Origin of the sequence: Sanguibacter sp. Leaf3, from assembly GCF_001425965.1 — a bacterium.
In the GTDB taxonomy this organism is placed as follows: domain Bacteria; phylum Actinomycetota; class Actinomycetes; order Actinomycetales; family Cellulomonadaceae; genus Sanguibacter; species Sanguibacter inulinus.
This window is the reverse complement of the sequence record NZ_LMRH01000002.1, coordinates 950,316-963,191: the sequence shown is the minus strand read 5'-3', so window position 1 is coordinate 963,191 and position 12,876 is coordinate 950,316. Positions and strand designations below refer to the sequence as shown.

The following is a 12,876-nucleotide window of genomic DNA, read 5'->3' as shown; positions in this document are numbered from 1 at the left end:
CACCTCACCGAGCGGGGCGGACTCGTCAGAGAGCACAGAGCAGGGCGTCGCGTCCTGACCTCGGGAAGGTCAGGACGCGACGCCGTGAGGGGCGGTCGGCTGCGGTGCGGCTTACCGCTGCTTGGTCTTGCTGGCCAGGGCCATCAGCCCGCCGCCGATACCGAGGGCTGCTGCTGCGGCGAGGAGCGACTTCGCCCCGGCACCGAGGCCGGTGACGGCGAGAGCTCCAGGCGTAGCGGTCTCTGCATCGGTTGCAGCCGTGGCAGTCGTGTCAGCTGCAGGAACGCTCTCGCTCGCGGTGCTGAGCGGGACCTCCGCGACGGGGAGGGTGCTCTCCGGCACCTCGGTCGATGCGTCAGGTCCGGCAGGGGTCACCGGCTCCGCGGGGGTCTGCGGCTGGTCCGGCACGTCAGGGCTGTCTGGCGTGCTGGGCGTGTCGGGCTCGACAGGCTGGTCGGGGTCTCCCGGCACGTCTGGCACGTCCGGCTCGTCGGGGTCTGGCACGTCAGGCTGGTCCGGCTCGTCAGGGTCTGGCGCGTCAGGCTGGTCGGGCTCGTCGGGGTCCGGGACGACAGGCTCGTCGGGGTCGGTCGAGCCGGGGACGCAGAACTCCCAGTCTTTCTCGTCGACGCCGCCCCGGCCGGAGTTGTCCTCGCCGAAGTGGTAGCTGAACCCGTTGGACTCGGTCCAGGAGATGCACATCCCGGGCTGCAGGTTGAAGTACGACCACGGGATGAAGGTCTGGCCGATGAGCTCGCGGTGGCTGTCGATGCTGACGTTGTCCGCGCCCGGCACGTTGATGTTGACGTAGCCGTTGGCGGGGATCGGGTCGCGGAAGTGCAGCCCGTCCTCAGCCCACCAGAACGGCCTGTCGTAGCCGTCCTCCTGGTAGCCAGGAGCCACGACCAGACGCGGGGTGACGTCGGCCTGCTCCGCCACCTCGCCGTCCGCCGACTCGGCGGCGGGCTCCACGGGTGCCGTCACAGCCTCAGCCGGGTCTGCCGAGCCTGCCAGCTCGTCGACTCCTGCCAGCTCCTCTAGGTCGCCCGCGACCTCGGTCGCGTCGTCGACGGCCTCGTCGGTCGTCGTGCTCTCGTCGGTGACGACCGCTCCAGGGGTGGTCTCGGTACCGGTTCCCTCCTCGGTGGTGTCTTCTGCGACGTCGGCGCCGGAGACGCCCACCTCGGTGCTCGGCCCAGAGCCGGTCTCGGTCTCTTCTGCGGGGGCCTCGTCGACGGCCGGGCTGCTGGCGTCAGGTGTGCCGGTGTCCGTCGTGCTCGACGCGGTCGAGCCGACGCCGACGGCTGTCACGTCGTCAGGTGCTGCGGGCGTGATCGGGACGACGTCGGTCGCGGTCGTCGGTGCCGGGTCCGGGACGTCTGCGTCGAGCGGCTGTCCCGCTGCGGGGACTGTGGCGAGCAGCAGCGCCAGGGCTGCGGCCGTCACTGTCGGCGTGGTCATGGTCTCCTCCTCGGGTGTCGGGTGGTGCGCTGGATCAGCGACACCTCCATGACACCTCTGAGAGGACTGTGCTCAGGCGGTCTGCGAGCAGCAGTGAGCCTCGGCCAGAGCACCGTTGAGCACACCCCGGCGCACGGTGAGCACCCGTCTGAGGACAGCCGTCAGAGCAGCGCGGCGACCTCGTTGCGCGACCGGATGCCGAGCTTGCGGAAGATCCTGTAGACGTGGTTGTCGACGGTCCGCTCGCTCACCACGAGCCTGTCGGCGACCTCCCGGTTGCTCAGCCCCTCGGCCACCAGACGGGCCACCTCGAGCTCGCGCCCCGTCAGGCTCAGGGCAGGTGCCAGAGACGGGACGACGAGGCTGAGCTCTTCGCCGGCCTGCTCGACCGCCGCACGCAGCCGAGCGCGTTCTTCGGCCGCCCGTCCGGAGCGACCCTCGCGGCTCAGCAGGGTGACGGCTCGGGCGTGGGCGGAGGTCGCGTGGAGCACCAGGCCGTGCGAGCGGAGGTCGGCGGCGGCGACCAGCAGACCGTCGGGGGCGCCGTCTGCGGCAGCACGCAGATACCTGCCGAGGGCCGGCAGCACGGCTCCCTGCGCTGTCAGGGCGAGGTCGGCCACAGCCGTCGCACGCTCTTCGTCGACCCACAGGTCGACCAGAGTCGTCCCGTCGGTCACCGCCGCGAGCACGGCTCCACGCTCGACCAGTGCCGCGACGTCGTCCCAGGCCTCGCGGGTGGCCTGGCGTGGGTCTGCTCCTGTCGCGACGTCGAGGGCGGCCCGGCGAGGTCCGGGGCGGGCCGCCGGGGTGAACATCGCGGCGAGGTCCATCTCCTCGAGGCGGGCGAGCGAGGACCGCGCGCTCGCGAGATTCCCCTCGAGGAGCGCGAGCGAGACCGAGAGCGACAGCAGACCAGCCCGGGTGGTCGTGCGCAGCGGAGCCGGCGACCCGAGTGCGAAGAGGCTCGTCAGGTGCTCGCGCAGCGTCGTGAGGCGGCCTGCCACGTAGAGACCGAGGGCGACGACGTAGCCGTGAGGCTCGATCTCACCCTGGGCGAGGGTGCCCCGGGCCTCGCCCAGAGACCGCATGGCGCTCCGGGTCGCGGTGTCGATGTCTCCGGAGAGCAGGACAGCCTGGTCGACGAGGGAGATGGCGTCGTGCCGCGGTGCGTGCGCGGGCAGCACACCGCCGACGAGCTCTGCGTGGGCGTCGACCGGCAGCCCGCGGGCGAGCAGCACCTCGCCGCGCACGAGCCTGACGAGGGCGTTGGTCGGACGGCCGGTGTCGTCGGGCAGGTCGGCGGGAGGTGGCAGGGTCGCCGGAGCCGGCGTCTCGGTCGGAGCGGGCTCGTGGGGGTCTCCGGTGGTGAGCCGCAGGTGCTGACGGACGGCGTCGGAGGTCGCGCGGACCCGGGGGTCGTCGTCCGCGTCGAGGTCGGCGAGGAGCGCGTACGCCCCGGTCACGTCGTGGAGCACGTGGGCTCGGTAGACCGCGTGCCAGGCCACCACGAACCCTCGGTGCTCGTGGGCGGCCGGGCGGAGCCTGCGCAGAGCCACGCCTACGGCGTCCTCGATCACGTCCACCTCCGCACGGCTGGCGAGCAGGGCGTCGAGGTAGAGCACGGTGCTGTGGACCGTGGGGTCGCGCTCCCACGTGTCGTGCGTGACCAGCAGGTGCGCGGACGCCCTGTCCTCGAGCCGCCGGCCGAGGATCGCTGCCGACTCGGGGGAGCTCGACCAGGAGGGCGTGGTCCGCGGTCGCCGTCGTGATCCCTGGCCCGGCGCAGAGCCCGCGAGGGTCTCGGTGATCCTCTCGGCGACCCGCAGCCCGCGGGCGTCCTGGGTGAGGTGGAGGAGGTGCTCGGTGAGCATGGGAGGGAAGAGCGCGACGATGATCTCGCCGTCGTCCTCGACCATCCGCAGGAGCCCGTGGTCGTCGAGGGTCTCCACGACCGACCACGGCACGAGGCGTCGGACCTCGGCCGTCGGTGCTGGGCCCAAGGCCGCGAGCGTCCGGAGCCCGTCACGGGCAGAGTCGCCGAGACCGGCGAGCAGGCGGTCGACGACCACGGCCCACCCGGGCGTCCACGACCAGTGCTCCGCCCCGGGATGCCGGCCGGGCTCGGCGAGGTCTGCAGACCGCCGTGCTTCTCGGGCGATCGCCCGGGTCAGGCCGGGCATCCCGCCGGAGAGCGCGTACAGACGCCCGGCGGTGTCGGGGTCGACGTCGGCGCGCAAGATCTCTGCGACGGTGCGGTGCAGCTCGTCGAAGGGGAGCGCGGGCATGGTCAGGACCGTCGAGTCGGGGCCCGCCAGGAGACGGGCGACGGCGGTGCCCGAGGCGGGCGGGCGTGCTGAGGCGAGCACCCGTGCACCTGTGCGAGCCACGACGGTCGCGAGGACCGAGGCCGACGCGTCGTCGAGCTGGTCGGCGTCGTCGACGACGACCAGGACGCGTCGGTCTGCGGACGACCGCCGGGCTCCTCCGGCAGCGACGGTGACGCCCTCGAGCGCGGCAGCGAGCGCACCCAGCGTGCCCGTGGGGCCTGTCGTGAGGCCCGCGAGCACGAGCGCCTCGAGCGGGCGATCACCAGCGCCACCGCTGGTGCCGGCTCCGGTGCCGCGCAGCGTCACGACGGTCCAGCCGTCGTCGTCGGCCTCGACCTGGGCACCTGCCAGGACCGTGCTGCGACCCGATCCGGGCAACCCGACGAGCAGCACCGACGTCCCCGAGGCGAGGGTCTGGACGACCGTGCGCACGAAGGTCGGGCGAGGCGTGGGAGCGCTCATCTGCCCACCCTAGGGAGCGGTGCCTCTTCACGCCTCTTGTCGTCGTGCGTCCCCAGCGCCCGAGGTGCGGGAGGCAGGGTGCGGTCGCAGGATCGGAGCATGACAAGATTCGGCTACACCCTCATGACAGAGCAGTCCGGTCCGAAGGCACTCGTGGACTACGCGGTGGCGGGGGAGCGGGTCGGCTTCGACTTCGAGGTCTCCTCCGACCACTACTTCCCGTGGTTGACGAGCCAAGGGCACGCCTCGTACGCGTGGACGATGCTCGGCGCCGTCGCCCACGCGACCGAGCGCGTGGACCTCATGACCTACGTGACCTGCCCGACCGTGCGCTACCACCCGGCCGTCGTCGCGCAGAAGGCCGCGACGATGGGGATCCTCTCCGACGGCAGGTTCACCCTCGGGCTGGGCTCGGGAGAGAACCTCAACGAGCACGTGGTCGGGCGCGGGTGGCCCGCGGTCGACGAGCGTCACAGCATGCTCGTCGAGGCCGTCGAGATCATCACCGAGCTGTTCTCCGGCGACCTGCTGTCCTACCGTGGCGAGCACTTCCAGGTGGACTCCGCGAAGCTCTGGGACCTGCCCGACCTGCCCGTCGAGATCGGTGTCGCCGTCTCGGGTCGTCAGTCTGTCGAGACCTTCGCGCCGCTCGTCGACCACCTGGTCGCGACCGAGCCGAAGGCCGAGCTGGTGAGCGCCTGGGACGCGGCGCGCACCGAGGCCGACAGGCCCGGGTCGCGCAAGATCGGCCAGATCCCCATCTGCTGGGACACCGACGTCGACCGTGCGGTCGCGCGGGCGCACGACCAGTTCCGCTGGTCCGGGCTCGGGTGGCCTGTCAACGCGAACCTGCCCACGACCGAGGGCTTCGCCAGCGCCACGTCCTTCGTCCGGCCCGAGGACGTCGCGGAGTCGGTCCCGTGCGGTCCGGACCTCGACGCGATCGTCGAGGCCGTCTCGGCCTACTGGGAGGCGGGGTTCACCGACATCGCTCTCGTGCAGGTGGGCGACGAGGGTCAGCAGGAGTTCCTGGACACTGCGGCCGGGCCGCTGCTGGAGAAGCTGCGCGCGGCCGCGCCGAAGGGCTGAGCCTCCTGGAGGGCTGGAGGGCTGGAGGGCTGGAGGGCTGGAGGGCTGGGCGACTGGTCAGGCTAGAGCTCGGCGAGGGGGCGCTCGACGAGCACGAGGCCGCCCCGGCGCGCGACCTCGAGGAAGCCGTTGGCAGCCAGGACACGCCTCGAGGCGAGGTTGTCCGCCTCGGTGTCCGCGGCGGCCACGGTCGCCCCGGCGTCCCGGGCCATCCGCAGCGCCAGCCCTACGGCCTCCCTCGCGAGCCCGGCGCCTCGGGCGCCCGGCACGAGGCCGTACCCGAGCTCGACCCGGCCGCTCGAGTCCGGGGGCCCGAAGAATCCCCGCCCGCCGACGGCCAGACCGTCTGAAGACCGCCGCACGAGGTACATCGTGAAGACCGGGTGCGGGGCGGTCGACCGGGCGAGCGAGCGCAGCGGGTCGAGCTCGTCGACGAAGGGGTACTCGGGGTGCCAGTCGTCGCCCGGGATCTCGGTGCGGTCGACGATGCGCTGCGCGAGCGCCGGCGAGATCGGTTCGAGGGTCACGCGAGGGTGGTCGTGAGTCATCGGACGAGCATCGCACGGGTCGCGTCGGGTCGGGTCGGGTCGGGTCGGGTCGGGTCGACTCACGACACGTCACCTCATCGCCGGGCGTAGCCGTCGGCCAGGAGGTGCGGTTCGACGTCTGTCGTCTGCTCGGCGGTCGACGCGGCAGTCGCCGTCAGGCTCCAGACGAGCAGCAGCGGGAGCGAGGCGGCAGCAGCAGCCGTGAGCCCGGCAGACAAGGTCAGGCAGCCGACCCCGGACAGGACCAGGCTGACCACCGCGAAACAGCTGACGACAGTGAGTGTGTGGCCTCGGTGCACCGCCCCCCGCCAGACCGACGCCACCAGAGCGGCCAGGACGAGCATCTTCGCTCCGTCGACGCGGCTGAGCATCTCCCCCAGCGCGACGCCGCCGGCGCGGTGCGGGTCAAGGGCGAGAGCGACCTCGCCGGCCAGCTGGTCGATCGAGAGCACGGCGGCGATCGAGGCGAGGGCCACGGTCGTGCGCCGCGTGAGGCCCGAGCCCAGCGCGAGCCCGAGGAGGACGAGCAGGATGCCTGCCGCTCCGTGCACGAGGACCGAGGACGCGACGGCCCGGTGGTGGCCAGAGAACGCCTGACCTGCGCCACTCGGGCTGGCCTCCGTCCCGAGGTCCGGGCCGGCGACGACCAGCCCGAGCACCCAGCACGCGACGAAGGCCGTCGCGACGGCCCACCGCGCGCGAGCTGACCAGAACCGCGTCTCCGGGGTCATGCGCCAGACGCTAGCGGCCCGAGGTGAACAGCAGGGGACATTCCGGGGAGAGCAGGACGACGTCCTGTCGCCAGGACCGAGGTGGTCGCTCGGGTCCTCGGGATCGAGGGCCCTTCGACGATCGCTGCGGGCGAGCACCTCACGTCCGAGCGCGCACTCCTCGAAGGGCCTGCTCGACGAGACGACCATCGACAGCCCAGCCTGTCGGTCGGCACCGAGGGTGGGCCGCCGAGACTAGGCCACGTCGATGGTGGTCATCATGCCGCCGTCCTCGTGGTCGAGGATGTGGCAGTGGGCCATCCAGGTACCGGGCTCGTCGAAGGTGATCGCCACGTCGACGTACGTCCCAGCAGGGATGGACACCGTGTCCTTCCAGATCTCCTCAGACACAGGGGAACCACTCTCGGTCAGGAGGCGGAAATGTGTCCCGTGGATGTGCATGGGGTGGTCGAGCTGGTAGACGTCGCTGTTGCGGAACCGCATCACGTAGGTCGTGCCGAGCTCGAGGTCGAAGGTCTCGGCGTCGGGGAAGGTCTCGCCGTTGATGGTCCACGCGACCCCGGAGCTGCCCATCGTGCTCGACAGCGTCATCTCCACGTCAGGGGTCCGGGTGAGGAGCTCGGGGTCGAGCGGGGTGGGCTCGGGTGCCACGAAGGGTGACGCGGCGGCCGTCGCGTCGGCGGCCGTGTACCTCACCGGGATGACCATCCCCTCGTCACGTTCGTTGGTGATCGTGACGGTCTCGTCCGTGCCGCCGGTCGGGGCGAGCTCGACGTCGTAGCGCCCCCCGGGCGCGATGGCCAGCTCTCGGGTGGTGTACGGCTCGACCAGGGGCGCGCCGTCGGTGTGGGTGACGCGCACGTCGACCGGGAAGCTCATCTGCTGCGTCCTGGCGGTCGAGGCGTTGATGAGCCGGAGCTTGGCGATCTCCCCACCGGTGATCTCGATCGGGGAGATGTCGTCGCCGGTGCGCCCGTTGACGGTGTCGACCTCGCCGACGGCCTCCGTGCGGCCCGTGGCGCCGGCCACCATCCAGTCGTCCAGCACGAGGACCTGGTCCAGGTCGTACGAGGCGTCGATCGGGTCTCGGACGATGATGGGTGCGTACATCCCCTCGTCGACCTGGTCACGCACGGGCCGTTCGTGGGAGTGGTACCAGTACGTGCCCGGGCTCGTGGCGGTGAACTCGTAGTCGTGGGAGGCCCCGGGCTCGATGCGGATCCCCGGACCGTCCTGGTCGTTGGGCACGTTCATGCCGTGCCAGTGGATGTTGGTCGGGGTGTCTGTGGCGTTGCTCGCGGTCAGTCGTACGGTGTCCCCGGCGTCGACCACGATCGGACGACCCGCGCCGTAGACGGCGTCGTCCCCGGCGACCGTGTACAGGTACCGGTCCAGCGCCCCGCCACCGAGGTTCATGGTGGTCTGCGTGATGTCCAGTGCCATGTCGCTCACCGAGGGGGTCTCGGTGATGTCGTACACGTCGACGACGGGCAGGTCGCCGGTCGCGGGAGGTTGCCCCTGGGAGGTGTCGTCGCCCGCAGGGCTGCACGCGGAGAGGACTGCGACCAGCACGAGCCCGGAGGCTGCGGCGATCGTCGTGTTCATCGTCGTGTTCATGGGTCGGGCTGCTCCGTCGCTGAGTCGTCTGGGAGCGCGGGGACGGAGCCGGGCAGCGCCCGGCCTGGTCGCACGGCGCTTAAAGGGTGGGCGAGGGCGAGGCCTTGCCCGGTGGCCAGCGCACCTGACAGCCCTCGCCACCAGGCGAAGGACTGGTGACGGCGCGCCGACGATGTCATCCAGGTCACGCTAGCCAGCGAATCCGGGAACGAACCGGGACGAAAGGCTTCGAGGTCTGGGGGTGTCGTCGATGCTGGCCCGCTCTGAGGGCCCGACTCTCAGTGAGCTGCCGAGGGAGACCCGTGACGGGTCAGTTCATCCGCTGCGGGTAGATCCCGTTCACGCAGATCCACGGGGTCAGGTCGTTGGGTGTCACAGGCAGGAGGTTGGGTAACGCGAAGGTGGTCCGTTCGTCTCCGCCGTAGGTGCTCCCGAGGAGGGAGTAGAGCGCTGTGTACTCGTTGATGCGCAGGATCCGTCCGTCGGCGATCATCCCCGGGGCCACGCCACCTGCGGTGAAGGCCACGGAGCCCATGGTGCAGTCTGCGCCCTGCCCGTCGGCGGCCCTGCTGGTGCGCTGCCCGAAGCGTGGCTCCAGGGTGGACACGGACGCCGGTCCTGGGATGCCCTGGGGGCCAGCAGGTCCGGTGGCGCCGGTCTGCCCGGCGGGGCCTGCTGCTCCTGTCGCACCGGTCTGGCCGACGGGGCCGGGGGCGCCCTCTGGCCCAGCGGGCCCCGTCGGCCCTGCGGGGCCGGCTGCACCGTCGAGACCGTCAGCACCCACGGGTCCGGTCGCACCTGTCGCGCCGATGTCTCCGGGCGCGCCTGGAGCACCCTCGGCCCCCACGGGTCCAGGGGCCCCGGCCTCGCCGGGGTCACCCTTGTCACCCTTCACCCCGGGGGCTGCGATCTGCGCCCACGCTGTGCTCGTGCCGGGCTGCTGCGCGACGTTCGACTCGACCGCGAGGAAGGTCCCTCCGGCGAAGGTGACGATCGACGAGGGCGGGCCGGCGGTGTACGTCGCGGTGGCGCTCCACGCGGAGAGGGTCGACCAGGCGGCGACGCCGTCGGCACCGGCCGCACCGTCGGCACCGTCGGCACCAGCCGCTCCGGTCAGTCCGGTGGCGCCTGTCGGGCCTGCTGCGCCGGTGGCGCCCTGAGCCCCGGGTGCTCCGGCGGCACCGGTCGCGCCGACAGCACCGGTCGCGCCCGTGGCACCTGTCGCACCCGTGGCCCCTGTGGCACCGGTCTGGCCGACAGGCCCAGCGGCTCCGACAGCGCCTGTCGCGCCTGCGGGTCCGACCGCGCCGTCGGTCCCGGGTGCACCGGGGGCTCCAGGAGCGCCGTCGGCTCCGGCCGTCCCTGTCGTCCCGGTCGCCCCTGTCGCGCCTGCCGGTCCGCTGGGGCCGGTCAGCCCGGTCGGACCTGTCGCACCTGTCAGACCGACCGGTCCTGGCGCGCCGGGCGCTCCGTCCTGGCCGTCCGTGCCCGCGGTCCCGGGTGCGCCTGCCAGCCCGTCGGCGCCGTCGTCGCCTGAGGCTCCGTCATCGCCGTCAGTCCCGTCGGAGCCGTCCGTCGCGTCGGACGGGTCGGCCGTCTGCCAGACGACGGGGACCGTCCCCGCACCGCAGCTGTCGCCGACAGGGACGAGCGTGAGGCCCTGGGTGCCGGCGTCGTAGCAGCCGAAGGAGGCGCCGTCGGGGGTCGAGGACTCCGCGCAGGCTGTGAGCCCGCCGAGGAGGAGCGTCGCAGCGCTCAGGAGCCCGAGAGCGCGGAACGGGGTCGAGACAGTCACGGGGTCAGCTTTCGAGAGGGTCGGGCACCGGGCCCGTCGTGATGACCCCGTGGATGCTGACCGGGACCGTTGTCGTGAGGGATCGTACTGACACAGTGTCAGGAGGGGAAGAGCATCTCGACCTGCAGCGCCGTCGCCTGTCGCGCGGAGCGACCCCTGGTCGTGACAAGGTTGACGTCATGGTGCCTGTCCGATGACCCTGCTCGCGCTCGTCGCCGCGGGCTTCGCCTGCGCTGTCGCGACCCGTCTGTGGTTCCCGGCGCGCCTGCTGCTCAGCACGGCCGCCACGACCATCTCCTGCCTGGCCGTGACCGTCGTCGTCGGTCTGGTCGTCAACGGGTTCGTGGACAATGCCGCCGGTGCTGTCGCCGCGGTCGTGGTCGGCCCCGCAGCGGGGCTGTGGGTCACGCACGTCGCGGCGCGGGCCGTCGCCGCGGGGCGGGAGAGGCGCCGTCGCCGCGGTCCGAGCGACCGGCGGCCCGTCTTCCAGCGGGTCGAAGACTTCGCCGAACGTCATCCCGTCTCCGTGGGCCGCTACAACGTGCCGTTGCTCGTGGTGCGGTGCGCCCGGCGGATCGCCGACGTCCGCGTGACAGGCCTCGCAGCAGAGATGACGTACTACGCGCTCATCTCGATCTTGCCGCTCGTCACAGCCTTCGGGGCGGCGCTCGGCTCGCTCGAACGTTTCGTCGGTGCCGAGCGGGTCGAGCAGATCCAGTCCTCGGTCGTCGACCAGGTGGTGCGGGTCTTCGACCACCAGATCGGTGCCGAGGTGCTCGCCCCGCTCGTCGAGGGGCTGCTCGGGCAGGAACGGGCGGGCATCGCGATCGGCGGTACTGTCGTCGCGCTGTGGCTGGCGAGCCGCATGTTCCGCGCGGCCATCCGCTCGCTCGACGACGCGTACACGGTCGAGGAGCGCCGGAGCTTCTTCCAGCAGGTGCTGCTCGGGCTGGCCCTGGCCCTCGGCGCGGTGCTGACCCTCGTGGTGCTGCTGAGCATGCTCGTGGTCGGGCCGCTGCTCGGTGGCGGGGAGGAGATCGCGGACCTCTTCGGGCTGGGCGCGGTGTTCACGTCGGTGTGGGAGCTGGTCCGCTGGCCCGCCGTGGTGGTCCTCGCCGGGGGGTTCCTCACGCTGCTCTACAGGTACGGTCCCAACGTCGCGACCACCTGGCGGCGCTGCCTGCCAGGCGCGGTGCTCGGCACCGTGGGTCTGCTGGTCGTCGCCCTGGGGTTCCAGGTCTACCTCGGTGCCGCGGGCTCGAGCGTCCCGGGCGAGGACGCCGCGACACAGACCGTGGCCATCGCCGCGCAGACCATCGGCGCGATCCTCGCCGCCGTGCTGTGGTTGTGGGTGAGCAGCATCGTCATCCTCGCCGGTGGTGTGCTCAACGCCGAGGTGCAGCGCATGCAGGGTGTCGAGGTCGTGCCGTCGGGAGCAGACGAGGCCCGGTCGACGGGCGACGCCCGATCAGCCGACGCGGCCCGGTCGACGGATGCCGCCCGGTCGACCGGCGAGGCACCGGCGACGCACGGCACCGAGACGTCCACCCAGGTCCAGACCTCGGACGACCCCTCGCCCCGTGTCCCCGCCCCTCGCTAGGGTGACCGCATGACACCCCAGGACGCTCACGCCACCTCCGGCCAGCGCGGATGGCTGGCTGCTGACGGGACGCGGGACGAGACCTCCCCGCTTCCCGAGCAGTGGGTGATGGCCGCCTCGGACTCCACGCCGCTGGGCCAGGCGATCGAGGCCTTCATCGCGCTGGACGCCCCGCCCGACGAGGAGCGCGACGCCGCCGTCAGGTCCTTGCGCGTACGAGGAGACATCGGGGCCTACGTCACCGAGGTGCCCCGACGCCTCGACAGGTTCCCGAACCTCACCGAGCTCTCGCTGGGTGCGGGCGTCGCCCCCACGATCGTCTCGACCATGACCGACGGTGCGATCCCGGAGACCGTGACGACGCTCGAGGTCTGGACCGGCGGCGCCCCGACACGGTGGCCACGCGGGATGGTGCTGCCCTCGGTGCGCAGGCTGCAGACCGACGGCCCGACGACCTTCACCGCTCAGACCTTCCCGAACCTTGAGCACGCCCACCTCGCGCCGACCAAGACCTCCTTCGAGGCCCTGCTCGCCCTGCCGAGGCTCGCCGCCCTGCAGCTGCGGACCGTGCCGCACCCGGCCCCGGAGATCTTCGAGAAGATCGCGCACCTGCCGCTCGTCGACCTCGGTCTGCTGGGCGGCCGCAAGATCACCGACCTGCGGGGCATCGAGCTGCTGCCTGGCCTGCGCCGGCTCCGGTTGCAGAGCCTGCCGGTCCTCACCTCGATCGCCGCCCTCGAGGGGCTCGAGCACCTCGAGGAGCTGCTGATCCTCTACTGCTCGCGGATCGAGGACATCGAGACCGTCACGAAGATCTCGTCGCTCGGCAGGTTCGACGCCTACGGCTGCACGGGCATCGGGCTCGAGGCCCTCGAGTCGTTCCTCGACGAGCACTCCGCGCACCGCACGCACCGTCGACCGGAAACGTCGACCGCCTGACCGGAGGGACACCGCAGCTCCCTGCACCTCGTACGTCGCCCCCTGCGCCTCGCACCCCGCACCCAGAACCACACACCCCGCACGAGTCTCGGTGCGGTGTCCGCCTCCCTCGCACCCTGAGATCCAGCCCAGACCCATCCACCCTGCTCCAGGCTCCGAACCCCTCGTGACGCTCCTCCCGGGGCGTCCACGAGACCGCACCGAAGGAGCACCTCATGGACATCTGGACCGCACTGATCGAAGGCCCGCTCATCCAGGGACCGCTGATCGACATCGGCGGCATCCTCAACTTCCTGCAGATCGGGCA

General features: G+C 72.0%; 9 protein-coding genes. 3 read left to right on the top strand and 6 right to left on the bottom strand.

Annotation, left to right across the window (positions count from 1 at the left end; genetic code table 11):
- Positions 1-111: 111 nt before the first annotated feature.
- Both ASG53_RS20350 and ASG53_RS11665 read right to left on the bottom strand, forming a co-directional pair.
- Positions 112-1,461: a hypothetical protein gene (locus ASG53_RS20350; protein ID WP_056133025.1), complete on the bottom strand. Its 1,350-nt coding sequence runs from the start codon at positions 1,459-1,461 to the stop codon at positions 112-114.
- Between the two features lie 161 nt (positions 1,462-1,622).
- Complete coding sequence (locus ASG53_RS11665; RefSeq protein ID WP_056133022.1) at positions 1,623-4,250, bottom strand: helix-turn-helix transcriptional regulator; 2,628 nt, start codon at positions 4,248-4,250, stop codon at positions 1,623-1,625.
- A gap of 99 nt (positions 4,251-4,349) precedes the next feature.
- Here ASG53_RS11665 and ASG53_RS11660 point away from each other — a divergent pair, with 99 nt between their 5' ends.
- Entirely contained in the window at positions 4,350-5,339 is a 990-nt protein-coding gene (locus ASG53_RS11660) for a TIGR03557 family F420-dependent LLM class oxidoreductase (protein ID WP_056133019.1), read from the top strand.
- A 62-nt stretch (positions 5,340-5,401) separates the two neighbouring features.
- On the opposite strand, the gene ASG53_RS11655 is transcribed toward ASG53_RS11660, so the two are convergent.
- The 4 genes from ASG53_RS11655 to ASG53_RS20615 form a co-directional block, all read right to left on the bottom strand.
- Entirely contained in the window at positions 5,402-5,887 is a 486-nt protein-coding gene (locus ASG53_RS11655) for a GNAT family N-acetyltransferase (protein WP_056133013.1), read from the bottom strand.
- A 74-nt stretch (positions 5,888-5,961) separates the two neighbouring features.
- Entirely contained in the window at positions 5,962-6,618 is a 657-nt protein-coding gene (locus tag ASG53_RS11650; RefSeq protein WP_056133010.1) for a hypothetical protein, read from the bottom strand.
- A gap of 234 nt (positions 6,619-6,852) precedes the next feature.
- Complete coding sequence (locus ASG53_RS11645) at positions 6,853-8,235, bottom strand: multicopper oxidase family protein (protein ID WP_056133007.1); 1,383 nt, start codon at positions 8,233-8,235, stop codon at positions 6,853-6,855.
- A gap of 310 nt (positions 8,236-8,545) precedes the next feature.
- A complete protein-coding gene (locus ASG53_RS20615) occupies positions 8,546-10,030 on the bottom strand; it encodes a tail fiber protein (protein ID WP_056133004.1) in 1,485 nt (494 codons plus the stop codon).
- Between the two features lie 193 nt (positions 10,031-10,223).
- On the opposite strand from ASG53_RS20615, the gene ASG53_RS11635 reads away from it, so the two are divergent.
- Both ASG53_RS11635 and ASG53_RS11630 read left to right on the top strand, forming a co-directional pair.
- Complete coding sequence (locus ASG53_RS11635; RefSeq protein ID WP_056133001.1) at positions 10,224-11,630, top strand: YihY/virulence factor BrkB family protein; 1,407 nt, start codon at positions 10,224-10,226, stop codon at positions 11,628-11,630.
- A gap of 9 nt (positions 11,631-11,639) precedes the next feature.
- Positions 11,640-12,569: a hypothetical protein gene (locus ASG53_RS11630; protein ID WP_156382759.1), complete on the top strand. Its 930-nt coding sequence runs from the start codon at positions 11,640-11,642 to the stop codon at positions 12,567-12,569.
- Positions 12,570-12,876: the final 307 nt, after the last annotated feature.